We start from the raw sequence: 22,236 nt of genomic DNA on the forward strand, positions 1-22,236 counted from the left end.
AGGCGTACAGCCACTCCGTTCGCGGCAGACCCCGAGAAATCACAGAACGTGACAACTACGTGATCGCCCAGGGCCTGTGCCTGTTTCGCCCAAGGCTCCCCACCGCGCCTATCTGCGCGACCTCTTACTTGGCCGCGTTGATTTCCAGTTGGCCAGTGATGCACCAGGCGGCGACCGGTGCGGCCCTCTCGTCACGGCCCACGCCGGCAGGGCAGGATCTGGAGGATGACGGCTGAGTTGAGGGCAGAGACCGTTGTATGCCCGTACTGCGCGGCGGGCCCGACTGACGGCCAGGCTCGTACGATCGCGGTTGCGGCCGGGTGCCGCCTGACGGTGACGTGGCATGTTCTGTCGTGCCCGCACTATGTGGCTGATCGTGTCCTGGCGGGGAAAGAGGACTGAGTCCGGGCTCTTCTCGCCTGAGCCGCGCCGAGGCCGAGGGGTACGGGCAGGCGGCCTGCCCCCGTACAGGCCCGCCCGGCCTCTCGATACCGTCGGCGGGCTGGGCGTGATCGTAGCGCGGTCCGTGCTGCCATTTCGCGGTGGTCGTGACCTGTGGCTACTGCGATCCGTTGGGGGATGACATGACGGCTGCGCAAGGGAACCCCGAGGAGTGCCGGGGTGGCGACCCGGTCGGCCATGGCCCCTCCATGGCCGGTCCGGTGGGTATGGACCCTCGCGCCCGCGAAGCGATCGAGAACATCGTGCAGGCGGTCCGCGAGGGCGACGACGCCCGCATCCGCACGCTGCTGGCCACTTTGGCCGCCGTCGCGGACACCGCGGCCCTCCTGTACCTGCGCGAGCGGCTGTACGCGCCGGAGTGAGGATGGGGTTCAGGCGCGGTGGAACAGGTCTCCAGCGTTCACCGGGAGTCGGCCACCCCACGCCAGGCCCGGACGGCGAGGCACCTCCCGGCCCTCGGCGAGCCACTGGCTCTCGACGGCGTCGTAGATCGGCGCGTCGGACACTTGCCAGAACTCCTCGGCCAGCTGGGCGAATCCGGCTCGCTCCGGAGGCGAAACGGTTTTCTGCTCCATGCCCGGTCCAACGAACCGGGGCGGCTGTTGTGGCGGCGCGTGACCGTTCCGTCATGAACCGAGGCCGTGAATGCGGTAGGGCCCGGGAACGACGACGGCCCCTGCCGCCGGGGGGCGGGGCAGGGGCTGTCACACGGATTCCGGCCCGGGGGGTGTGGGTCGGGGGGTACGTGTCGCCGGTCTAACGCCTGTTGCTCCCCCGGGTCACGCCGGTTGGGGCCGTTTCAGGTGCGTACGCGACTGTTGAGGCCGTCGTGGCTGTCGGCGCTCTCCTCGTCGAACCAGTAGTCGCCGGCCGCGAGGTAGCGGAAGGAGTGCTCGCTCTTGCCGGGCAGGGCGACGGTGACCGCCCGGGTGCCGTCACTGCGCGGCGTGAGCGTGTGGGTGCCGGGCTGCCAGTCGTTGAAGTCGCCCACCACGCTGACCGGGCCGGGCGGGGTGTCGGCGGGCAGGACGAAGGTGACCTCGGTGCGGTCCTTGCGCGGTTTGCGTTCCAGCATGGCGGTGCACTCCTGACAGCAGTCGGGCGGGGGATCTCGCTCATCCTCGGCCACCTCAGGCACGGTCCGCATTCCGACGCAGCCACCCCGTCTCGCGACATCACCCTTACGCCACGATTCGTAGCGGAAATGGTGCGGACCGTAACCGTCCATGTGAGCGTGAGAAAGAAGGAATCCTTAACCCCCGCATCAAGAGGAGTCGCAGTCATGGGCGGTACGCAGGACAAGCGCCAGGAGCCGGGCAAGGGCCGCGAGGAGCAGGAGCGCCCGCAGCGGCCCGGCCAGGACCCGGTCCACCCCCAGACCGGCCAGCCGTCCCGCGGCAAGAGCCCCGAGGAGACCAAGCGGCGCCGCGAGGACACCCCGCTCCACGAAGAGCGCGACCCGCGCGACGAAGAGCTGTAAAGCAGAGCAGCACCCCACGCACGCAGAGCCCGGCCGGTCCACAGTCACCCCGGCCGGGCTCTGTCATGTCCCGCCCATCGCCGACCGGCAGGCAGGCCTGCCTGCTCCGCCTCCGGCGTCCGGAAACGAGAGGTGCGCCCACGCAGCCGCCCTGGCCCGTGCCGGCGAGCGGGTGTGGGCGGACGGCCGGGGCGGTCACGGCGTGGGCCCCGGAAGACGACCGTCCGGAGCCCACGCTCAGCTGACCCGCGCCTCGGGATGCTGAGGGAATACGCCGCCACAATCCACGCCGCCGCGCCCCCGGCATGGGCGGCTCGCCGTAGGGCGGCCAGTCATTGCCTTGCAGGAGGCAGTCATCCTCCGGGGAAGGGGCCGCGCAGTTGGCTGCTCGGCTAGGGCTGCCTGGGTGAGCCCAGCCCGCGCCAGGGTGACGCCGTGCAGAAAGACTCGTTGATCATTTCTGCACGGCGAATATGTTCGCCCGGGCCCGGCCGTCGCATCCCATGGCTGGTAGATGGTCCCGAGCCGGAGGTAGAGCGCCTGTGGCGGTGAACGGAAACCCCACCGTCAGAAGACGCCGGCTGGGCGCGGAGCTGCGCCGGCTCCGTCTGGCAAGTGGCCTGACGAGTACGCAGGTGGCCGAGCAGCTGTTGATCTCCCAGCCCAAGATCAGTCACTTGGAGAACGGCCGCCGCATCATCAAGCCCCGTGATGTGCGGGACCTGTGCGCCCTGTACGGGGTCACAGACCCGCAGGTCGTCGACTCGTTGATGCGGGCGGCCGGCGAATCGGACCGGCAGGGCTGGTGGGTCGCCTTCGGCGAAGTCCCCTACGCCGTCTACATCGGCCTGGAGACGGCAGCCGCTGCCATCCGCTCCTACGAGCCCCTGGTGATCCCCGGCCTGCTGCAAACGCCCGCCTACGCGGCCGCTGTCATCGCGGAAACGATCCCTCAGTCCACGCCCGAACAGATCGCCACGCGCCTTGAGGTACGTCTGCGCCGTCAGCATCGGATCCACCACCCAGCCCGCGCCTTGCGCTTGTGGGTTGTGCTCGACGAATCAGAAGCCGTTGTCTTTCCGGTCGTGACCGTTGAGTTTCCGCTGGTCAGGAGTGGACTCTGCATCAGCGTGGAAGCGTTGGGGCGTCGGGTTGCTTCTTGATCGGTGGGGGTGGCTGGTGGCGTCGGTGCTGGGTCTGCTGGAGGCGAAGGAGTCGGCCGCGCGGGAGGAAGTCGCGAGGGTCGCGGCCGTGCTCGAAGAGGCCGAGCGGGTTCTCGAACGGCCGACCCGCACGTTCCAAGATCGGTTGAGATACGGCTTCTGATGGCCGACCTCGGCGTGGCCGGGACCCCCCGTTCTCTAAAGCGGTACGCGTACCCGCCGACCGTAGCGACGCCGCCGGGGCCACGGTGGCACGTTGCGGGGACGGTCCCACCTCTGGGGTGCCGACTGTGCGCCGCGTCGGGTGGCGGTCCGGCCTCCCCAGGAGGTGGGGGGAGGCCGGACCGCTCAGGGCGTGTGCCCTGCGGCTGGTTCAGAGGAGGTGCTCTGTTGGCTCCGGCACTGTGGCTGCTGGCAGGTCAGGAGCCGGTGGTGCTCAGTACTCGCCGTGGTGGTCGGCCTTGTGGTGGTCGCCCTTGCCGCCGCCGCCGCTGGCGTTGATGCAGGTGTTGCCGAAGGCCGGGTTGAGGAAGCCGCCGGCGTTGATGGTGTTGCCGCAGAAGTTGATCGGGATGTGGATGGGCACCTGGACGACGTTGCCGGACAGGACGCCGGGGGAGCCGATGGCAGCGCCCTCGGCCGTGGCGTCCGCGGCCGCCATGCCGGCGCCGCCGGCGAGGATGGCAGCGGCTGAGGCGGTGACCGCTACGGCCTTTGCGATACGCGACATCAAGATCTCCTAAATGAAGTGGACCTGCCGCAGGGAGTACGGCACGTGCGCCCCTTCAAACAGCACGGGCAGGTAGCCGGTTACGGTCGTTGGGCCGTATCGGTGACCTCAGGCCACTTCTCCAGTCCTGTCGGCAGGGCGGGTCGCGGTCCGGCGGGGGGCTGTGGTGCGGGCGCGAGGACCGGTCGGTCATGCCGGCCTTGCCGAGGGTGCGGTAGCCGCTGGGCCGTGGTGGGTGAGACCTGGAAGAGTTCGGCGGCCCGGCGCAGTGGCCGGCCGTCCTGGACCACGCGGCGGGCCGGGCGCAGGCGTCCGGTCTCGGTCAGGGGGCGTTACGGTGTGCCGCGAGGGCCTTTCTGGTCGGTGTAGATGTCGCACTCCACACGAACCCGGAGGGCCCTCACCCGTTCAAGATCCCTCAGTCGAGACCTGCATCACCCGTCCACAACCTCTCGGGACAGAACACAAACCGCATCACCGCCACGTTGCGGACAGGCCACACCGCATGGCCTTTTCTGGGCCCCGGAGTCGAGGCTGCCCTGCGCCGGGTCGAGCGCACCAGGCCCCTCGGGCCCTGCCTCCTCGGCACGGCCCCGCTGGACCAGACTCCCATCACTTGGCCCCGTCACTGGTTCTTCAGGACCCGGGAAGCAGCACAAAGCACAATGCCCCTTGCCGTCCGGCAAGGGGCATTGCGGGGTGCCACTGTCAGTACTTCGAGCCGAACTTCAAGCCGACCGTGTTGTCGTGGCCCGCGTTGAACAGGTCGCTGCCGGCGATCTGGGTCCAGTCGCCGAAGACGAACGTGTACGAGTCTTGAGGCTGGTAGTTGACATTCACGTCGGCGCTGGCGGCGGACGCACCGCCGAGGACGACGATGCCGGCGGCGAGGATGGTGACGAGAGAACGCACAGGTCGCACGAATCCACCTTTTTCGAGCGGGGAAGGAACACCCCCGAAGGTAGGGAGCGGCCGCCTCAGTGTCTCGCCGCCTGCCCGGACACGGGCAATCTCAAGCCGAATGGCCGAACCCAGCAGGGTGGCTCGTGCAGGTTGATTGAGAAGCCGTATCTCAACCGATCTTGGAACGTGCGGGTCGGCCGTTCGAGAACCCGCTCGGCCTCTTCGAGCACGGCCGCGACCCTCGCGACTTCCTCCCGCGCGGCCGACTCCTTCGCCTCCAGCAGACCCAGCACCGACGCCACCAGCCACCCCCACCGATCAAGAAGCAACCCGACGCCCCAACGCTTCCACGCTGATGCAGAGTCCACTCCTGACCAGCGGAAACTCAACGGTCACGACCGGAAAGACAACGGCTTCTCAGCACTGCGCCGTGTGGTCGGCAGCTCCGCCATCATGCGCGATCAGCTTGAGCACCTGAACTACCTCAGTACCCAGCCGTACATCACCGTGCAGGTCCTCCGATACGGCGCGGGAGCCCATCCGGGCATCTCGGGGCAGTTCTCCCTCCTGCATTTCGCGGATGATCCCGGGGCGGGGACGGTGTATCTGGAACGGTTCACCAGCGACCTCTACCTGGAGAAACGATCCGACGTCGGGCGCCACAGCGTTATGTACGAACGCCTTCAGGCCCAGGCCCTGAACCCGGACAGCACCCGCCGGTTCATCACCCGCGCCGCCGAAACCCACACCGGGTAGCGGGCGCACACCCCCTCAGCGCGGCATATCGCTTGACCAGCCCCGCTGGCCAACCAGGAGTCAAACGCATGGCCACCTAGGGATCCACACACCTCGCCTGCCTGCGAACTTTCCGGGCTCGCTGGCCAAGCGTCGATCAACGTCTCAGTGAGGGGTTCCGGGAGGCGGCGCAGGCCGTGGTCGGAGTTAGGGGCACCAACCCCCGTAAGGGCCACTGGCGTGGGAGGACGTGCACGCCGAGGTGGCGGACTCCGCCATCACGGTTCTGGTCGCTCTCGCGCGAATGCGCCCGGCGCCGCGGACTACTTCGCCCAGCAGGTCGTGACGAAGTCGAGCCGCTTCCTGCCGCAGCCGCCGACGTTCGATGACGCGGTCTGTTCGGAGGCGCCGTGACCGGCGCCTGACTCCCCCGCATAGCTGGTCGCGGGCCGACCGGCGGAAACGGGCAGAAGAGGATACGTCCAGCGCCTCGGCCTCACGGGCGCGCAGCGGGGGCGTCCGGATACAGAGGCACCCCCGAGCATCGGCCGATGGGCGGGGGTGTTCCGTACACCTCTTGGAAAGTGTGGTCCCAGTCTAACGGCGTGCCGGGGACGCTTCCGGAGCCCCGCGTGCAACTCCGCCCCTTTACCCGTATTCTGCTATGGCATATTCGGGAGAGAGGTGGGGTTGTCGTGGCGAAGCCGCTGGTAATGGGCCGCAAGGAGATCGCCAAGGTGTACGGCATCGCGCCCACCGCCGTGAGTGATCGTTGGGTTCCCGGCGGGGTGCTCTCGTACGAGGACGCGGTGATCGTCTCGGGGAAACCGTACTGGCCGGGTGGGCTCGTGATCGACGTGGCGCTGCCGCCGGGGAGCCGAGGCCGGCAGCTCGATCAGGGGCTGCTGGAGAAGTTGATCGAGGAGCAGGGTGCGACTTCGAAGCCGATGAAGGCTGCCGAGTTGCCGCCCCTGGTCGGGGCGCAGGAGTACGCGGAGCTGTTCGGCGTGGACCAGGTGAAGGTGAGCCAGGCGGCGCGGACGAGTGCGCGCGGGCAGTTGCCCGCGGCGGACTATTCGCTGTCGGGGTCGTCCCTGTGGCTGCTGGAGACGGTGCTCGCCGGCGCGGAGCACACGATGAAGGTGTCGGCGGAGGCCCGCCGCAGTCCTGGGGAGTGGAAGCTGAACGAGTCGGTCGCGGAGCAGCTGAGGACCGGCACGTACGAGGGTCCGGGGTCGTCGCTCAAGGCGCGCGGCAAGAAGGCCGTGGCGGAGGACTCCGAGACCTAGGCTCCGCGAGCCTGCGCTGCGGCCGGCCGCCCTCGCCGGGCCCCTTGGGGGCCGCCGAGGACGGATGTCGCAGCGTCAGGTCTGCGGCGGGCGACCCTCCGGCTTCTGGGTGCCCAGTTGCTCGTTGAGCTTCTGCTGAACCATGTCGGTCTGACCCTGATACTTGCTCCCGGTCTTCGCGTCGAACGCGTCTCCGGCCTTCTCTACGCCTTGCCTGGCTGTGTCCTCGTGGCCCTTGAGCAGGCCCTTGAGCTTGTCGAGCACCGACATGACGGCTCTCCTTACGGATGCGCTGGCGGACCCAGCATCTCCGCATTCACGTGGGCTCGCATCCGCAGGCCTACGCACAACCCGCGCTGGGATCCGGGCCGCCTCGGGCTATCGAGTGGTGGTTGACACCCCCTCCCCGCATAGTAGAATTGCGATATCAGCAGGACGGTGCGGTTGATCCACTGCGCCGGAGTGACGTAGAAATAGGCCACTACTTATCAGGGAGGAAACTCATGGCTTCCGTGCAGCTCGAATTGCCGATGGCGCCACTTCGCCACCCGGACCGGGCCGGCGAACCGCTGAGCATCCAGGACCGCTTCGAGGCGTTCCACCAGCTCAACCCCTGGATCCTCGGGAAGCTGGAAGCCATGACCGCCGACTGCGTCGACCGGGGCCTGAAGCGCGTAGGCATCGGAATGCTCTTCGAGGTGCTGCGCTACGAATACGGCAGGGCCACCCGGGGCGACGCGTGGAAGCTGAACAACGACTACCGGTCGCGCTACGTCCGACTCCTACTTGAGCAGCACCCCGAATGGTCTTCCGTGTTCGAGACCCGAGGCCTGCGCAGCGCCTGAAATAGGCCATCACACATCACACCTCTTGGAGTAGCCATGTCCCCCGCGACCCTCCCTAAGGTCCGCACCCGCAAGCCGACCGGCGTCATTCCCTGGCCCGTGATCCTCCTCGAAGGCGAGGAGAAGGCCGGGAAGTCCCACCGCGCCGCCGCCTTCACCGGCTCCGACAAGACCGGTCAGGCGTACTGGCTGGAGCTGGGAGAAGACACCGCCGACGAGTACGCCAACGTGCCCGGCGCCGACTACCTCGTCATCGACCACAACGGCACCTACCGCGACATCCTCGGCCAGCTCGAGGCCGTGCACGCCGAGGCCAAGCGGGCGGCTGCCGCGAAGGAGAAGCCGGTGGTCCTGGTCATCGACTCGGTGTCGATGCTCTGGCGGATGCTCGTGAACTGGACCAACGACCGGGCCCGGCGCTCCAACAGCGGCCAGCACAAGCTGGACAAGGACCCGGACACAGAGGTCAAGCCTTCGATGAACCTGTGGAACGACGCCTCGGAGCGGTGGAGCCGGGTCATGTACCTCGTGCGCACGATGCCGGGCATCGTGATTCTGCTGGCGCGCGGCAAGGAGGTTGCGGCCGTCGACGCGAAGGGCGACCCCATCCCGCGCACCAAGGACTGGAGGGTCGAGGGACACAAGTCGCTGGCCTACGACGCGACCGTATGGATCCGCCTGCGCCGTGGCGAGCAGCCGCAGATCATCGGCGCCCGCAGCCTCAAATTCGAGGTGCCCCGCAACGGGAAGGCGCGGCCGGCGCCCGAGACGATCGAGGAGCTGGTGTTCGGCCTGATGGGCTGCGCGATCCACAACCAGCCGAAGGCCACCCCCGAGCTGACTGGCGACCTCGCGCAGGCATGGCTGCCGAAGGTCGAGAACGCCGCAAAGCGCGGGGTGGACGAGCTGAAGAAGCTGTGGAAGCAGGTCGAGGCCGACAAGAGCCTGAGCCGGGACGAAGTCCTCGTGGTGCGGGCGTCCATCGAGCACAAGGCCGTGCAGTTGCAGAACCCGAAGAAGCTCCTGGACCCCACGAGCGACACCGCACGACTCCGCGCGGCAGCCGCCGAGGAAGGCGGGCAGGGGGCGCCTGCGGCGGCCTTCGACGAGCACGCCGCCGCCTGATCCTCTCGCCTTCTCGCCGGGCCCGCCACGGGCGGGCCCGGCACACCTCTTGGAGCAGTTCATGACGACAACGGTTTCGCCTCTCCGTACTCCTGTGTCGATCTGGGAGGCCGCGCACGCCGCCGATGCGCGCCGGCCCCGCTCGATTCAGACGCAGCTCGGCGCCTCGGACACCATCTGCATGCGCCGCGCCGGGTACATCCTGTCCGGCACCGCGCGCACCAACACCCCCGACAAGAAGGCCGCGATCCTCGGCACGTACATCCACACGGGGCTCCTTGAGGATGCCCGCCGCGAGTACGGGTGGCTGGTGGAGCGCACCGTGGAGGACAGTACGATCCGCGGGCACATCGACGTCGTACAGCTGGATACGGCGACCGCCGGGCGCCTCCCGAAGCGGCATCGGCCCCGTGTTGCCGCCGAGGTGTTGACGGTAGAGGACGTGAAAACGAAGTCGGGCCGGATCTGGGACCGGGTGGTGCGGTTCGGCCCTACGGCGGCCGAGATGCGGCAGGTCCTGTTGTACGCGAGCGCGCTGTGCATGGTGGGGTTCGCGGACATCCCCGGCCAGCGGTATCTGCACCGGCTCGGTCCCGTCCAGGTTGAGCGGATCCGCTTCCGGTTCGTCAACAGGGACACGGGCGAGGAGCACGTCGAGGAGTTCCCGTTCGACCCGTGGCTTGCGGCCGAGGCGCGCTGGTGGGTGGACCGGGCCATCGAGGCGCGAACCCCGGAGGAGCTGCGTCGTGATCACGACGGCCCCGGCCTGTCCGTGATCTGCGACAACTGCGCTTTCCTGTCGGCGTGCTGGCCCGACGCCGCGCCGGGGGCTCCCGCGCAGACCCTTCTCATCCATGACGACGAGGACCGGGCGAAGGCCTTGGCCCGATACGTCCGCGCGCGTGAGCGCGGCCGGGAGGCGGAGCAGGTCAAGAAGCTGGTCCGGGCCATGGTCGACGCTTCCCCGGAGGGTAACTACGGGGCCAACCACCTGGGGTGGGAGGGCGGGAAGGACAAGGACGAGGCCGATGTGGAGGCCATGGTCGGGGCGTTCGAGGACGCGGATCTGCCGGTGCCGATGGTGCCCGACCAGGAGGCGATGGTGCGGATCATGCGCCGGGCGGGGATGACCGTACCGATGCGCAAGGCGCCCGGGAAGAAGTCCGCCCGCTCGATCAAGGTCTCGAAGGCCCGCCCCGCCGCTTGACGCCGCTTCTGGCCGCCTCGCACCTGCGGGGCGGTCGGGAACATCAACGCTTGCTGTTTCACCGCTCATACGCCCTTGGAGGCTTGCTCGTGACCATCCTTCGCCGCCACCTCAGCACCGGGTACACCGTGCTGCCGACGGCAACCCTGGAAGATGCCCGTCTGTCGTTTCGGGCCCGGGGCATCCTGGCGTACCTGCTGGCGAAGCCGGATACGTGGAAGGTTGCGGCCGACCGGATCTCGAAGGCGGGAAAGGAGGGCGTGGAGGCCGTTCGGACGGCGCTGCGGGAGTTGCGGGATGCCGGGTACTACCGGGTCGTGACGGAGCGGAGGGAGGACGGCACGTTCTTCAAGATCACCGAGGTGTATGACCAGGCGCAGGACTGGGCGGCTGCCGAGTTCCGGGAGGCGGAGGAGCGGCGGGCGGCTGCGCGGCGCCGGAAGCCTGCGGCGGGGGGTGCGGGCGCGGGGCGACCCGAGGAGGGAACCGATTCGGGTGGGGTCACCGAAACCGGGTTTCCGGGGCTCGGTTCCCCGGAGTCCGGTTCTCCGGGGGATGGATCTTCGGGCGATGGTTCGCCGGGGCTTATAGGTAGTACCCAGAGCAAGTACTCAGAGAAGAACCCCCCAACCCCCGCAGCTGGCGCTGCCGGGGAGCCTGCGCCCGCAGCACAACAGCCAACGGCCGGGCGGCCGGGTTCGGGAGTCTGCCCTGCGCACCCTGCTGGGGGCGGGCGTTCGTGCCGTGGTTGCGGAACCAGCCCCCGCCAGCAGCGAGCTGACGAGGAGCGGGCGAAGAAGGACGCCTACCGGGATCGGGAGCGCGCTCGGGACGAGCGGACGTTGAGCGAGGTCCGCTCTGATGGTGCTCCGCTGTCGGCGCTGGCTGCGGATGCCATCGCCGAGATGCGCCTGCGGACCCGTGAGGTCAAGGAGCAGACGGCGCAGGATCGTCGACAGAAGAGGAAATAGGCCATCACATTCGTATACTCTGCGCACAAGGCCGGATCCCCGCCTCACGGCGTTCGGGTCCACCCTTGTCGGCGCAGGCCGCCGCACCTCTTGGAGATTCCAGATGCCCGATCGACGCCCCACCTTCAAGCTGGCGGCCGCCGCTACACCTCGGCGCCCGCTGGCCGCATCCAGCGCGCCACCACCACCAAGGGCGGGGCGACCGCACACCCAGACCTCCACCCTCAGTCAGGAAATAGGCCACTGTGCATTTAGCACCACGGGCCGGCCGTGACGCTCACCGACGGCGACGCACGCATGGCGTCCCGCGACTTCTTCACCCCGGCACAGCTGGCCGCCTTCACGGATCTCACCACGAGCCATGAGCGCGCCGCCTGGGGCGAGCGGGAACTCCTCGACCCCGCCCGGCGCCTTTGGGCGCGGCGCCTGCCGGGAGAGCCGGACGAGGGGGCCCTGTGCACCTGGTCACCCGCCCCGCTCGGCTTCCGGTACGCGGTAGCGGCTCCGGGGGACGCCAGGTCGGGCGTCATGCGGTGGCAGGCCGTGACCGATCTGATCGAGGCGCGGCTGACGCCGGTGCGCTACGGGGCGCTGTGCCAGGCCGTGGACGCGGAAGGCTGCCACGCTCGCGCCTACCACCGCGGCCCGACCCCCTTCCGGGATTCCGCGACCTGGCAGGCCAGTTCCTACCTCCCCTGGTCCCGCAGGGCGGCGCTGCTGGCCCTGCGATCGGCGGCGGCCAAGGACGCGATCCTCCCGGCAGTCCGCCCGCAGCCCTCCCTGTTCTGATTCACCCACCGCGCCGAGGAAGTAGCAGCCGTGATCAATTCCACCGCCCCGACGGCCTGGCTGGAGCTGGCGCCGTGCATCGGCGCCGAGGCCTTCGTCTTCACTCCGGACACGGCCCGCCGGCCGGTAGCGGAGCTCCGCGAGGCGAGCGCGCCGCTCCTTCGCGCCTGCCTGGCCTGCCCGGTGCTGGAGGAGTGCTACCGCAGGGTCCGCCCGAAGGGCTCCCAGTTCGACGGGGTGTGCTCGGCACGGATCTGGGTCAACGGCCGGGAGGTGGGGTCCATCGGGAGCGCGCCGAAACTACCGAAGGTCCTTCCGTCGCAAGCAGGCGTGTGCGGGGAGAGCAGCGGGGTGAAGGGGCACCGCCGCAACGGGGAGCCTCTGTGCGGGCAGTGCCGCGTGACAGCGCAGCGGGCGGAGTCCCGCGCCGCCGGGGCGGCGACGATCCGCAAGCGCGGCGCGCGCAGCGCCCGCAAGGTCGAGCCGGCCGCAGCCTGAGCCCACAGGCTCCGGAGCCGTGACCTGCGGGTTTATGTTGACACCCCCCCTAAAGGTAGTAGAATTCAGTTATGAGGGAGGGGGGAACCCCCGACCAACCAAACCCCGGAGGCCCGACATGAACATCCCGTTCCCCCACCCGCTGCACGTCCTGGACATCGCCAGCCGATACGCCGTCACCGAGCAGCAGGCGGAGGTCGCCATCACCTGGGCCGCCGTCGACACCGTCTGCATGTGGGAGGACTACGCGCGGGCCAACGGCCTGGACGAGAGCGACGGCGACGCGATGGAGACATGGGGAGCCAAGCGGACCCCCGAAGATCACCGGGCAGTGCTGGACACGGCGATCGCCAACATCACCAACGGCGCCCACATCGTCCTCGATCCGGTCGATGAGCTGCTGTGCGAGGTACGCCGCACCGTGGCCCCGGCCTCCACGCGGCTCACACGGCCGATGCGCACCAACAGGCCGCGCATCCGCATCCGCTGAGCGCACCGCCCCCGGCCCGCCCCGCCACCGGGGCGGGCCGCGCCATACCTCCACCGCCACACACGACCTGGAGAACCTGATGGGTGCCATCACCTTTTTTGAAGTAGCCGCCGGAGACGACGCCGCCGAGGCCTTCAACGAGAAGCGCAACGAGGCGCAGCACGAGCACGGATGCGGTGGCGACAGCGGCACCATCGCGGAGAAGGACGACTACGTCGTCTTCGACGAGCCGCGCCGGTCCGAGGCCTTCGCCATCAAGCGGGCACACGACCTCGTCAATGCCGGCGACCCCCGCATCGACGACAAGTGGGGCCCGGCGGGCGCCCTGCCGATCACTACCTCCACCGCCCAAAACGGGTGGCTCTTCTTCGGCTGGGCCAACGACTGAAACCCCCCGGGCGCGCCCGACCGGGCGCGCCTTCCACACCTCTTGGACTCGGAAGAAACACATGTCCTTCAAGCATCTGCCGATTATCGCGGCGGGCGAGATCATCGCGACGCTCAACCTGAACGGCGACCAGACCGCGCGCGCCGCCGACCTGGCGGCCAAGGTCGTACGCCGCGCATGGTCCAGGCGCCCCGGCCACAAGCGTGACCTCGGATACCCGGAGTTCGCTGCCTCCGTACCGGCCTGCAGCTGGCTCACCATGTTCAAAGTCGCGGCGCTCCTCGAGCTCGGCCGGGCCCACGAGGCATCCCAGCTGATGACCGCGGCGCGCATCGTCCACGGCAGCAGCCGGTGATCCTCACTCCGCGCGCCATCGCCGCACTCGGCCTCAAGGGCTTCTACGTCCATGAGGAGGCCTACAACTCCCGCACCACCAAGCAGCTTCGCCGGGCCATGAAGAAGCGCGCCCGCCGCCGGATGCGGCAGGACATCGCCGACATGCGAAGCGCACCGATCTCCACCGACACCACGAACGGAACCGGCACGTGAGCGTCATCGACACCGCCCAGGAGTCCCTGCGGGGACTCGCCCGCACGTTCAAGAACAACGGCGACCGGCCCGACCTCTATCGCCTCGCCGCCTTCGAACTCCACGCGAAGTGGGTCGACTTGGGGGCCGAACTGAGGCTCCTCCAGCTGATGGTGGGCGCCTTCGAGGCCCGGCAGGCCGACATCAAGCAGCCCGCGAACGCCGAGGACCTCTACGCCCAGAACCTCATCGAGTGCGCTGCGGCCTGGACCGCCAACGGGGGCAGCATCCTGCACGACTTCTGCCGCGACCACAACACGGCGTTCCTCATCGCCAGCAGCCTGGCCTTCGACCGCTACGACTCCCGTCTGTCGCTGCTCGTCCTGCTCAAGCTGACCACGCTCATGCCGGTCGTCGAGTGACCGGCCCGCAAGCAGCCGCCCGGCCGGCAGCGGACGCCCTCCGTGCCAGCCCTTCGGAACGAGACGGCTTCCCGCGCCGTCAGTCCCTACTCCACCTGCGATCGGAGCCCGATGTGCTCGACCTCTACATGACCCGCACCGCGCTGATCATGGGCGCCAATCTCCTGCGCGTACCTTCCGAACGCCGCACACCTCTTGAGCTCGCCAAGGACGGCGGCCTGCTGGGAATGTGGCAGCAGGCCGCGCCGGAGACCCGCCGGATGCTGCTCCTCCAGGCCGCCTGGGAGGCGCGCGGCGCATTCCTCGGCGAAGCCGACGACGATGCCCTGCGTCACGCCGCCTACCTTGCGGACGCCGCAGACTCTGCCGCCCTGGGCGGCATGACCCAGCGGACCGACTTCGTTCACCTTCTCGGTCCCCACTACCTGCTCGCCCAGTCGCTGGCCTTCGACCTGGACGACATGGAGACATCCCTCGTCGCGACGCTGACGCTCGCGACCCGGATCCCCGCCGGGTGGCCGATGTGAACATCGGCGACCTCGCCCTCCTCCTGCGGGGCCTCGGCGGGACTCCGCTGACCGGCGCCGACGGCCGCGCCCTGGTCTTCGAGATCACGGCGACCGACACCCGCGGCGGCCGCTGGTACGAGCTGGAGAACGACCACTGCGCCGTGGACGAGCTGCTCGGCGGCTGGCACCGGGCCCAGTCCCTGATCCCTGCACCCTCACATTTCAAGGACCAGCGATGACGATCACGATCAAGCACACCCGGCGCGAAGGCACCCTCGTGAAGGGGGCCGCCCGCGGCGACGGCAGCGGGGACATCCTCAAGCGGCGCGTCTACGGCTGGAGCGCCCGGCCGTACAAGTTCTCGCGGAACCTGGCCTGCTGGTACTTCCCGCACAGCCGGGACAAGCAGGCGGACATGAAGGCGATCAATCAGCTGGCCGCGAATCTGCGCGCCGGCGGGTTCACCGTGGAGGTCGTCGTCGACGAGGACGACAGGCGCACCTTCGCAGAGGCGGAGGCCGACCGCGTGGAGCGCGCCGAGGACCGGGCCGCGAGATTCGCCGGTTACGCCGACTCGGCCGCCACGAACGCGGACGCCCTCCACACGAAGGCCCGTTCGATGTCCTCACGGATCCCCTTCGGCCAGCCGGTCCAGCCGCCCGGGCACCACAGCGTGAACGCCGACGTGCGGTTCCGCGAACGGATCCACGACACCTTCGGCAAGAGCATCCGGGAGGACGATCGGGCCGCGCACTGGTCCAATCGGGAGGACGCCGCCGCGAACTACGAGCGGTACCGCAACAACCCTCCGCGCACGCTGCGGCGCATCGAGAAACTGGAGGTGGACCTGCGCCACTGGGATCGGGTGCTGAACGGCGAGGCGGGCGGCTGGAACCTGGAGGACCCGGAGGAAGCCGCCGAGGTCCGCCGGCGCCGGGCGGAGGTGGTGGAGGAGCTCGGCGAGTGGCGCAAGATCACCGCCGCCGAGAAGGAAGGCTTCAAGGTCTGGTCGAAGGACGACTTCAAGCGCGGCGACTACGTCCGCTGCCGGGGCCACTGGTACGAGGTCCTGCGGGTGAACCCGAAGTCGGTGACGGTACCTTCGATCCTCAACGTGCACCAGGAGGTGGTCACGAAGGAGAACAGCACCTTCGGGGACATGACCCACACCTTGAAGTACGACGGCGTCGCCGGACGGAAGTCGCCAGAGGAGATGGCCGAGCACCTGGCCAAGCCGGTTTCGTAGGGGGGTGGCCGGTGGGGTTGATCCAGGTTGACCCCACCCCTATTCATAGTAGAATTGCGATATAAGGGTGGGGGGGGTGACCGCCACCCCCTCACCCCACCCCACCCCGAAAGGACACCTGCGCCCCGATGCCCGAACACGACTACCTGAGCCGGTACCTGCAAGGACTCCCACCCACCACCCGCAACTTGACCTCGGCCGCTGTCGCGTTCGCCCGGATCGACGAGCTCGGCTGGGCCCCGCGCGCCGGATACCCGGGCTCGGATGTCCTGTGGCCGGTGCACTGCCTGCTCTGCGGCTGGCAAGGCCTGCGCTTCTACAGCCACCTACGGCGCGACAGGCCGTCCATCCGGCATACCGGATGCGCCCCGAAGGCCACGTTCCCGGCCCTGCTCAAGACGCTCGCCAGCACCGAGACCGACACCTGCCGCTGCTCCACCGGACACGCCGCTACCGCCGAGCAGTTCCTGATGGGCGTCCAGCACCTGCTGCTCGCCCACCAGGACGACGACCACGAACGCGCCCTCGACCTGGCCGGACATCTACTCGGCCCCTGCACGGCCGCCGCCCGGCGCGCCCAGGGCGCTCTGGCCGCTTTCCCCCGCACCTGAACGATCCAAGAGGAGCATCATGACCACGTACAAGGCGGGCGACCGCATCAGCATCCTGTACCTGTCCACGCGGCGCGGCACCTGCCTCGCCTACAACCGGGACGTCATCGAAGTCGAGGCGGCAGACCAGTACACCCAGCGCCTGTGGGTGTCCATGCCCCCCGACTGCGCGTACGGGACGGTGTACGGGACCCTCCCGCACCCCGACTTCATCGAGCACATGGACGCCGAGCCCGTCGAGAGGCAGAGCCCCGGCCGCCTCATAGCCAATGCGGACTGGCACATGGCCATGAGCACAGGGGGGTCCATGCGCACGACCTGGCCCGCAGGCCGGCACGGCACGTCGGTCTACACGGACCTGACCGCGGAGGAACGCCGGGACCACGCCACGAAGGCGATCCGCTACGTGCGCGAGCTGCGCGCGAACTTCCCTCGCGAATACCAGCGGTGGATCACCCTCGCGGTCGAGAGCCTCCCGGACGACGCCCGATGACGGCCGCCGAGCCCACGAGGCCCGACCGGCACGGCGCATGGCTGGCCGTGTTCCGCGATCCGGCGACCGGAGCCGAGTGGAAGACGTACACGCCGGTAGTGAGGATGGGCACTCGGCACGCGGCACGCGCGGTCGCGGAGCGCCAGAGTGCCGCGCCGGGCGCCGGACGGCCCCCGGCCCCCAACAGGCCGCGCACTTTGCACCGCCTGACGTACCTGCCACCCCTGCGGTCGCAGGAGCGTGCGGTGGCCTGGGCGGCGCTCCTGGAGGTGGACGCGGTCTCCGGCTTCCGGGGCTGGAAGCCGGGCAGCATGTACCCGTGGGTGGAGCGGAGCCGCTCCTGGCGTGACCGGCTGGCCGACATCCACAGCTCGTTTCACGATGCGGTGATCGGCTTCGGCGACGACCTCGCGGACATCATGGCGGGGCTCGAAGACACGCCTTCCGCATGGGACCTGGAGGACTACCGCGACGGTTCGGGCCTGGTGGACTGGGAGGACGTTCACGAGGACATCCACAAGGCGCAGATGTCCATGATCCGGCAGACGCCGTACGGGATGCTCTGGATCGACTTGGGGTAGGCGGCCCGTAACCGGGCCCCGCGCCCTTCCCCTTGAGCCAGGTGAGCAGGGTTGCCCCCCTCCCTATTCATAGTAGAATTTAGATATGAGCCGGGAGGGGAAACCCACCCGACCCCGACCCGACCCGCACACCTGCGGGGCGGGTCACCCCGTTCTGGCACCCCCTCACGAAAGGCGCCACCATGACCGAGCAGCTCGACCTCTTCGCCACCTTCGACGCCCCCGCACCCACACCGGCACCCGCCACCTTCAGCAGGCCCGCACCCGCACCGAAAGCAGCCGCCACCGCGACCGCCCGGCCAGCCGCACCCCCGGCCCGCCCTGCGCCCGCGCGGCCACACACCTCCGCTGACATCCACAGCCGCGCCTTCACCCTCGGCGAGGCCGTCACCGACGCCTGGAACCGCGCGCACGGCGGTACCCACATCGAGGTCCCCATAGGCATCGTCGCCGCGCTCGCCCTGATCCAGGTGAAGGACCCCTCCGGCCCCGACCTCAAGACGCAGATCCTCGCCCAGAGCGACAGCGCCCTCATCAGGATGTACCGGGAGATCTGGTGGGGGCACTGGAGGGCCCGGCCCGACCTGATCGAGCGTGCCCGGATCCTGCACGAGTGGCTCAACGACGAAGGCGAGCCGGACACCCACCGCATGTACGCCGTCCGCATGGCCACCCAGGCCGCCCTGCGAGCAGGAATCCTGGACCTGACCGGCCACGCCGACCCGTACATGCGCTCGCGCACCGACGTCCTGTCCCACGTGATGATGCTGCTGCGGTCCCACGGCGCACAGCAAGGCCTCGGTGAGTACCACACCCCACCGCCGGTGGCCGAGGCCGTGGCCTCCGTCAGCCTCGGCGTGATGTGGGACAGCGCAGACACCACCGGCGGGCCTCGGCCCGGCCAGCACATCCACGACCCCGCAGGCGGCAGCGGGGGCCTGCTGCGCGCTGCCGCGCAGATCCTCCGCGACCGCGGTCACGACCCGGCCGACTTCCAATGGTCGATGGTCGACGTCGACAACATCGCGGCCGCCTGCGGGGCCGTCAACGCCATCGTCTGGCAGCTGGGCATCCACGTGACGGTCGCCTGCGACAACTCCCTGTCCAATCCGAGGGCCGTCGAGGACGCCCAAGCGCAGGCCCTCGCGGTGATCAAGCACCGGGACGAGATCTTCGGGAAGGCCCAGATCATCAGTGGGGTGCGCCGCGCACAGCAGCTCCTGGAATCGGTCGCGGCGTGAAGACGATCAGCTTCGGCGGCGGCGTCCAGAGCATGGGGCTGATGGTGCTGGCAGCCCGGGATGAGATTCCGCACCGTACGTTCCTGTTCGCCAACGTCGGTGACGACAGCGAGGATCCGCGCACGCTGGACTACGTGGAGCGTGTGACCGCGCCTTACGCCAAGGCGAACGGGCTGGACTTGCGCGTCCTGCACCGCACCAGGCGATCCGGCGAGCGTGAAACGCTGTGGGGGCGGCTGATGCGCCAGGGCTCTCGGTCCCTGCCGATTCCGGTCCGGATGTCGAACGGAGCGCCCGGTACTCGCAGCTGCACGAAGGACTTCAAGATCACGGTGACCGGTCACTGGCTGCGCGAGCACGGCGCCCGTGCCGCCGCGCCGGCCGAGGTGGATATCGGGATCTCCCTGGACGAAATCTCGCGCGCCTCCAACCGGCGCACCGAGCCGTACGAGGAGGTGACCTACCCGCTGCTGGATCTGCGGATGCGGCGGGCGGACTGTCTGACGGTCATCGCGGACGAGGGCCTCGAAGCCCCCGCGAAGTCGGCGTGCTTCTTCTGCCCCCTGAAGTCCACGGCGGGTTGGAGGGAGCTGCGCCGGGACCGCCCGGGACTCTTCGAGCGTGCCTGCGAGCTGGAGGACACCCTGATCGCACGACGGGCCACCCTGGGGCGCGACCCGGTGTTCCTGAGCCGGGCCGGCCGCCCGCTGCACGAGGCGGTGTCGGCGGCTCAGGACGAGCTCCCCCTCGATGTCGGCTGCGATTCCGGGTGGTGCATGACCTAGCCACCCCACCCCTGACCTGCATGAACGTGGTTGACACCCCCCTCAGTCGTAGTAGAATTTAGATATAAGGGGAGGGAGGGCACCTCACCAGAAACAGAAGGAAGGAAGCCGTGACCAGCCAGACCACTGCACTGCGCGTCGACCTCGACGGACGCATCCGCGAACTCGACATCGGCACCACCCGAAACGAACAGATCCGGATCATCGGCCGCGCCCTCCTCGACAACATCGACGCCGTCGACTTCATACGCCGCCCCACCGGCCCCGACCTCGTCGTGTTCGCCCGAGCCCACCGCGCACACCAGGCCCTGAACCTCCACGCCGCCAACGCGGTGCACCAACTCGCCGCACCCCTCCCCCACCTCATCGCGGGCGAAGTCGTCTTCGCTGGCTACACCGCTGCGGGAGATCTCACCGGCCTGCCCGAAGACGCCGCCGAGACGATCCGCGCAGCCTGCCAGCCCCTCTAGACCAACCACCTCTTGGAGAGCGCCACATGAGCACCGACACCGCCGCCACACCCCGCCTGTCGCTCGTCGACCTCTACATCCTGGGCGACCTGATCGTCTCCAGGCTCGGCGAAGACTGGACGAAGCCCGACGACACCACCGACACCGACACCGTCAGCTTCGACCACACCGCAGGCCACACCATCAGCATCCGACGGCTGTGGGACGGCGTCGGCGCCCAGACCTCCCTGCGCATGGAAGGCCAGCCCGCCTACAACGCCGGAGTCGTCTTCAGTGACTCCGCAGGCACCAGCGACACCCTCCTCAAGGCCATCGAGGAACGCCTGCTGCCCGCCATCAACGGGCACCGGCCCAAGCTCCAGCAGAGCGGCACCCCCCACCCGCCGCCGGAAGCGGACACCGAGAAGCCCCCGGCCGGCGCCGAGACCGCCAAGGACGCCCCGGCCGACGAGGACCCCACTCAGCCGAACAGCCCTCCCGCCGAAACCGCCCCGGCCCCGCCCGCCGCGATGCCCTCAGCGAAGAAGACCCCCGCGGCCAAGCCGAAGACAGCGGCCACGGCGAAGAAGACCACCACCCCACGGCGCGCCGCCAAGACCACCGTCACCACCCCCAAGACCACCAAGCGCGCCACGACCCGCAAGGCCACGACCACCACCGCCTGACAAGCCCCGCAGGTGCGGGCGGCACCCCGCCCGCACCTCCCAACCCGTGAAGGACAACCACCATGACCGTTACCGCGATCGAGCCCACCGACACCACCACAACCGCCATCGCCGCCTACGAAGGTCACTTCGGCTGGTACGACCCCCGCGAGCTGGTGATCGACCCCTTCAACCACCGCAAGGCCCGGGGTGAGGACGACAACGGCACCGAGCCCGACCAGGCACTCATCGACTCCATCGTGGAGTTCGGCGTCAACGCCCCCCTGCTGCTGCGCCCGCAGACCGGCGCGCAGGACGGTGCCCTCGGCGTCGTATTCGGCCAGCGCCGCATGAAGGCCGCGATCATCGCCGCCGAGCGAGCCATAGAAGCCGGACAGCCGATCCGCCTCGTCCCGGCCATCGTCCGCGAGGACCTGCGCGACGTGGACGACGAGGCCCTTGCCCTGTCGGTCATCGAGAACGTCCACCGCCGCCAGGCGACCACCCTCGATGTCCTCGACGCCGCAGAGCAGCTGTCCCTCATGCCGGTCGGCAAGCTGCGCAAGAAGCGCGCGGCCCGCGCCCTGGGTATCAAGCCCGAGGAGGTCGCTGCGGCCCCCCAGGCCGCCAAGCTCAGCACCAAGGCACTGCGTGAGGCGAACGCCGCCGCCTTCGACCTCGTAGAGATGGCCGACTACCAGTCCCTCGAAACCCTCGGCGGCGCCTTGACCGTCCTCAAGCGCGCCAAGAAGGCAGACGTGGAGGCGGGCGACTCCTCGCGAGGACACTGGGCGCACGCCCTCGCCGGACTGCGCCAGAAGCAGAAGGACGAAGAGGAGCGGGCCCGCCTCATCGCGGATTTCAAGTCCAAGGGCATCCCAGTGGTCGCCTGGAACGCGCACCGGGAGCACGGCACCTCGCGCAGCCTCAGCGACCTCGTCACCGACATCGGCAACACCATGACGGCCGAACTGCACCAGAAGTGCCCTGGCCACGCGGTGGCCCTGCTCCCCGGCGACACCGAGGTGGAGTGGCTGTGCGCCGACTGGAAGCGGTACGACCACGAACTCACCGATAGCGAGGCCGCCGCGGCCAAGGCCCCCAAGTCGACGCCGGAGATGCTGGAGGCCGTGCGCAAGGTGCGGCGCTACAACAAGGCATGGCGGACGGCTCGGGACGTACGCCGCGAGTACATCGCCCAGCTGTGCGCGGCCGGCGGCGAGGCCAACGACGCGACGTGGGTGCTGATCCTGTCCACGATCACAGGCACCTCCGACCATTTCAGCCGGGCGGCATCCCGCCCGAAGACGGACCTGATCAGCTCCTTCCTCGGCATGGCGGACCCCAACAAGGGCCTCGACCACTGGCGCCGGGTGCGCAACCCGTTCGCGCCGGTGATCGCCACCACGGCGAAGACCCGGCGGTGGCGCCTGCTGCTGGCCCAGGTGGCGGCGATGTTCGAGAGCGAGGTCATGCACGACGGCGCGTGGCGCAATGTCGAGCCGCACACGGTGACCTGGCTCTCTTACCTCAAGGAGCAGGGCTACAAGCTGAGCGAGGTCGAGGCCGAGATCCTGGCGGAGGGCATCGCGAAGTACAAGCCCAGCAAGAAGACCAAGTAGACCCCCCTC

Annotated in this window: 33 protein-coding genes and 2 pseudogenes; 29 read left to right on the forward strand and 6 right to left on the reverse strand. The window is 69.2% G+C overall.

Annotated elements, in window-relative coordinates:
• The coding region (locus OTB20_RS34120) for a hypothetical protein (RefSeq protein ID WP_267823567.1) at positions 1 to 236 on the forward strand (236 nt) is incomplete at its 5' end.
• A gap of 348 nt (positions 237 to 584) precedes the next feature.
• On the forward strand, positions 585 to 824 hold the full coding sequence (locus OTB20_RS34125) for a hypothetical protein (protein ID WP_267761849.1): 240 nt from the start codon (positions 585 to 587) through the stop codon (positions 822 to 824).
• Positions 825 to 833: 9 nt separating this feature from the next.
• Here the strand turns inward: OTB20_RS34125 and OTB20_RS34130 are convergent, their stop codons facing one another.
• Both OTB20_RS34130 and OTB20_RS34135 read right to left on the reverse strand, forming a co-directional pair.
• A complete protein-coding gene (locus OTB20_RS34130; protein ID WP_267761846.1) occupies positions 834 to 1,037 on the reverse strand; it encodes a hypothetical protein in 204 nt (67 codons plus the stop codon).
• A 224-nt stretch (positions 1,038 to 1,261) separates the two neighbouring features.
• Complete coding sequence (locus OTB20_RS34135; RefSeq protein WP_214931263.1) at positions 1,262 to 1,537, reverse strand: isoamylase early set domain-containing protein; 276 nt, start codon at positions 1,535 to 1,537, stop codon at positions 1,262 to 1,264.
• Positions 1,538 to 1,744: 207 nt separating this feature from the next.
• Between OTB20_RS34135 and OTB20_RS34140 the strand changes: the two genes are divergently transcribed.
• The 3 genes and pseudogenes from OTB20_RS34140 (at position 1,745) to OTB20_RS34150 (ending at position 3,268) form a co-directional block, all read left to right on the forward strand.
• Positions 1,745 to 1,942 (forward strand): hypothetical protein, encoded by a 198-nt coding sequence (locus OTB20_RS34140; protein ID WP_267762036.1) that lies wholly within the window; start codon positions 1,745 to 1,747, stop codon positions 1,940 to 1,942.
• A gap of 542 nt (positions 1,943 to 2,484) precedes the next feature.
• Positions 2,485 to 3,006, forward strand: a pseudogene (locus OTB20_RS34145) (Scr1 family TA system antitoxin-like transcriptional regulator); the annotation flags it as partial.
• Between the two features lie 115 nt (positions 3,007 to 3,121).
• The gene (locus OTB20_RS34150) at positions 3,122 to 3,268 is read left to right on the forward strand and encodes a hypothetical protein (RefSeq protein WP_267823570.1); all 147 of its coding nucleotides are present in this window, start codon (positions 3,122 to 3,124) and stop codon (positions 3,266 to 3,268) included.
• Between the two features lie 273 nt (positions 3,269 to 3,541).
• Here the strand turns inward: OTB20_RS34150 and OTB20_RS34155 are convergent, their stop codons facing one another.
• The 3 genes and pseudogenes from OTB20_RS34155 to OTB20_RS34165 form a co-directional block, all read right to left on the reverse strand.
• The gene (locus tag OTB20_RS34155; protein ID WP_267823572.1) at positions 3,542 to 3,835 is read right to left on the reverse strand and encodes a chaplin; all 294 of its coding nucleotides are present in this window, start codon (positions 3,833 to 3,835) and stop codon (positions 3,542 to 3,544) included.
• Between the two features lie 157 nt (positions 3,836 to 3,992).
• A pseudogene (locus OTB20_RS34160) lies at positions 3,993 to 4,161 on the reverse strand (leucine zipper domain-containing protein); the annotation flags it as partial.
• A 382-nt stretch (positions 4,162 to 4,543) separates the two neighbouring features.
• Positions 4,544 to 4,756, reverse strand: a complete 213-nt coding sequence (locus OTB20_RS34165) for a hypothetical protein (RefSeq protein WP_267823574.1) — start codon at positions 4,754 to 4,756, stop codon at positions 4,544 to 4,546.
• A 132-nt stretch (positions 4,757 to 4,888) separates the two neighbouring features.
• Here OTB20_RS34165 and OTB20_RS42595 point away from each other — a divergent pair, with 132 nt between their 5' ends.
• The gene (locus tag OTB20_RS42595; RefSeq protein ID WP_324290453.1) at positions 4,889 to 5,494 is read left to right on the forward strand and encodes a DUF5753 domain-containing protein; all 606 of its coding nucleotides are present in this window, start codon (positions 4,889 to 4,891) and stop codon (positions 5,492 to 5,494) included.
• Between the two features lie 674 nt (positions 5,495 to 6,168).
• On the forward strand, positions 6,169 to 6,762 hold the full coding sequence (locus tag OTB20_RS34175; RefSeq protein WP_267823576.1) for a hypothetical protein: 594 nt from the start codon (positions 6,169 to 6,171) through the stop codon (positions 6,760 to 6,762).
• Positions 6,763 to 6,837: 75 nt separating this feature from the next.
• Here the strand turns inward: OTB20_RS34175 and OTB20_RS34180 are convergent, their stop codons facing one another.
• Entirely contained in the window at positions 6,838 to 7,032 is a 195-nt protein-coding gene (locus tag OTB20_RS34180) for an antitoxin (protein ID WP_267823578.1), read from the reverse strand.
• A 233-nt stretch (positions 7,033 to 7,265) separates the two neighbouring features.
• Here OTB20_RS34180 and OTB20_RS34185 point away from each other — a divergent pair, with 233 nt between their 5' ends.
• The 22 genes from OTB20_RS34185 (at position 7,266) to OTB20_RS34290 (ending at position 22,227) form a co-directional block, all read left to right on the forward strand.
• Entirely contained in the window at positions 7,266 to 7,607 is a 342-nt protein-coding gene (locus OTB20_RS34185; protein WP_267760934.1) for a hypothetical protein, read from the forward strand.
• Positions 7,608 to 7,643: 36 nt separating this feature from the next.
• Positions 7,644 to 8,732 (forward strand): AAA family ATPase, encoded by a 1,089-nt coding sequence (locus OTB20_RS34190; protein ID WP_267823579.1) that lies wholly within the window; start codon positions 7,644 to 7,646, stop codon positions 8,730 to 8,732.
• A gap of 61 nt (positions 8,733 to 8,793) precedes the next feature.
• The gene (locus OTB20_RS34195) at positions 8,794 to 9,939 is read left to right on the forward strand and encodes a hypothetical protein (RefSeq protein ID WP_267823581.1); all 1,146 of its coding nucleotides are present in this window, start codon (positions 8,794 to 8,796) and stop codon (positions 9,937 to 9,939) included.
• 50 nt (positions 9,940 to 9,989) lie between these two features.
• Complete coding sequence (locus OTB20_RS34200) at positions 9,990 to 10,910, forward strand: hypothetical protein (protein WP_267823583.1); 921 nt, start codon at positions 9,990 to 9,992, stop codon at positions 10,908 to 10,910.
• Between the two features lie 270 nt (positions 10,911 to 11,180).
• Positions 11,181 to 11,699 (forward strand): hypothetical protein, encoded by a 519-nt coding sequence (locus OTB20_RS34205; protein WP_267823585.1) that lies wholly within the window; start codon positions 11,181 to 11,183, stop codon positions 11,697 to 11,699.
• Between the two features lie 30 nt (positions 11,700 to 11,729).
• Entirely contained in the window at positions 11,730 to 12,197 is a 468-nt protein-coding gene (locus OTB20_RS34210) for a hypothetical protein (protein ID WP_267760923.1), read from the forward strand.
• 118 nt (positions 12,198 to 12,315) lie between these two features.
• Complete coding sequence (locus OTB20_RS34215; RefSeq protein WP_267823587.1) at positions 12,316 to 12,687, forward strand: hypothetical protein; 372 nt, start codon at positions 12,316 to 12,318, stop codon at positions 12,685 to 12,687.
• 79 nt (positions 12,688 to 12,766) lie between these two features.
• On the forward strand, positions 12,767 to 13,075 hold the full coding sequence (locus OTB20_RS34220) for a hypothetical protein (RefSeq protein WP_267760917.1): 309 nt from the start codon (positions 12,767 to 12,769) through the stop codon (positions 13,073 to 13,075).
• 61 nt (positions 13,076 to 13,136) lie between these two features.
• Positions 13,137 to 13,430 (forward strand): hypothetical protein, encoded by a 294-nt coding sequence (locus OTB20_RS34225; protein ID WP_267760915.1) that lies wholly within the window; start codon positions 13,137 to 13,139, stop codon positions 13,428 to 13,430.
• Positions 13,427 to 13,624, forward strand: a complete 198-nt coding sequence (locus tag OTB20_RS34230) for a hypothetical protein (RefSeq protein WP_267760913.1) — start codon at positions 13,427 to 13,429, stop codon at positions 13,622 to 13,624. The genes OTB20_RS34225 and OTB20_RS34230 overlap by 4 nt, the downstream gene beginning before the upstream one ends.
• Positions 13,621 to 14,025 (forward strand): hypothetical protein, encoded by a 405-nt coding sequence (locus OTB20_RS34235; RefSeq protein ID WP_267823589.1) that lies wholly within the window; start codon positions 13,621 to 13,623, stop codon positions 14,023 to 14,025. Before OTB20_RS34230 ends, OTB20_RS34235 begins: the two co-directional genes overlap by 4 nt.
• Before the next feature lie 113 nt (positions 14,026 to 14,138).
• Positions 14,139 to 14,552 (forward strand): hypothetical protein, encoded by a 414-nt coding sequence (locus OTB20_RS34240; protein ID WP_267760907.1) that lies wholly within the window; start codon positions 14,139 to 14,141, stop codon positions 14,550 to 14,552.
• The gene (locus tag OTB20_RS34245) at positions 14,540 to 14,773 is read left to right on the forward strand and encodes a hypothetical protein (protein WP_267760905.1); all 234 of its coding nucleotides are present in this window, start codon (positions 14,540 to 14,542) and stop codon (positions 14,771 to 14,773) included. Before OTB20_RS34240 ends, OTB20_RS34245 begins: the two co-directional genes overlap by 13 nt.
• Entirely contained in the window at positions 14,770 to 15,780 is a 1,011-nt protein-coding gene (locus OTB20_RS34250) for a DUF3560 domain-containing protein (RefSeq protein ID WP_267760902.1), read from the forward strand. Before OTB20_RS34245 ends, OTB20_RS34250 begins: the two co-directional genes overlap by 4 nt.
• A 128-nt stretch (positions 15,781 to 15,908) precedes the next feature.
• A complete protein-coding gene (locus OTB20_RS34255; RefSeq protein ID WP_267760899.1) occupies positions 15,909 to 16,391 on the forward strand; it encodes a hypothetical protein in 483 nt (160 codons plus the stop codon).
• Positions 16,392 to 16,410: 19 nt separating this feature from the next.
• Positions 16,411 to 16,884 carry a hypothetical protein gene (locus tag OTB20_RS34260; RefSeq protein ID WP_267760897.1) on the forward strand — a complete coding sequence of 158 codons (474 nt, stop codon included), beginning with the start codon at positions 16,411 to 16,413 and terminating at the stop codon, positions 16,882 to 16,884.
• Entirely contained in the window at positions 16,881 to 17,465 is a 585-nt protein-coding gene (locus OTB20_RS34265; RefSeq protein ID WP_267760894.1) for a hypothetical protein, read from the forward strand. The genes OTB20_RS34260 and OTB20_RS34265 overlap by 4 nt, the downstream gene beginning before the upstream one ends.
• 182 nt (positions 17,466 to 17,647) lie before the next feature.
• Positions 17,648 to 18,706 (forward strand): N-6 DNA methylase, encoded by a 1,059-nt coding sequence (locus tag OTB20_RS34270; RefSeq protein WP_267760884.1) that lies wholly within the window; start codon positions 17,648 to 17,650, stop codon positions 18,704 to 18,706.
• The gene (locus OTB20_RS34275; RefSeq protein WP_267823591.1) at positions 18,703 to 19,491 is read left to right on the forward strand and encodes a phosphoadenosine phosphosulfate reductase; all 789 of its coding nucleotides are present in this window, start codon (positions 18,703 to 18,705) and stop codon (positions 19,489 to 19,491) included. The genes OTB20_RS34270 and OTB20_RS34275 overlap by 4 nt, the downstream gene beginning before the upstream one ends.
• 110 nt (positions 19,492 to 19,601) lie before the next feature.
• Positions 19,602 to 19,961 carry a hypothetical protein gene (locus OTB20_RS34280; protein ID WP_267760879.1) on the forward strand — a complete coding sequence of 120 codons (360 nt, stop codon included), beginning with the start codon at positions 19,602 to 19,604 and terminating at the stop codon, positions 19,959 to 19,961.
• Between the two features lie 26 nt (positions 19,962 to 19,987).
• The gene (locus OTB20_RS34285) at positions 19,988 to 20,626 is read left to right on the forward strand and encodes a hypothetical protein (protein WP_267823593.1); all 639 of its coding nucleotides are present in this window, start codon (positions 19,988 to 19,990) and stop codon (positions 20,624 to 20,626) included.
• A 62-nt stretch (positions 20,627 to 20,688) separates the two neighbouring features.
• On the forward strand, positions 20,689 to 22,227 hold the full coding sequence (locus OTB20_RS34290; RefSeq protein WP_267823595.1) for a ParB/RepB/Spo0J family partition protein: 1,539 nt from the start codon (positions 20,689 to 20,691) through the stop codon (positions 22,225 to 22,227).
• The last annotated feature ends 9 nt before the right edge of the window (positions 22,228 to 22,236 follow it).

The sequence above is a fragment of the Streptomyces sp. H27-H1 genome (assembly GCF_026627445.1).
Lineage (GTDB): Bacteria > Actinomycetota > Actinomycetes > Streptomycetales > Streptomycetaceae > Streptomyces.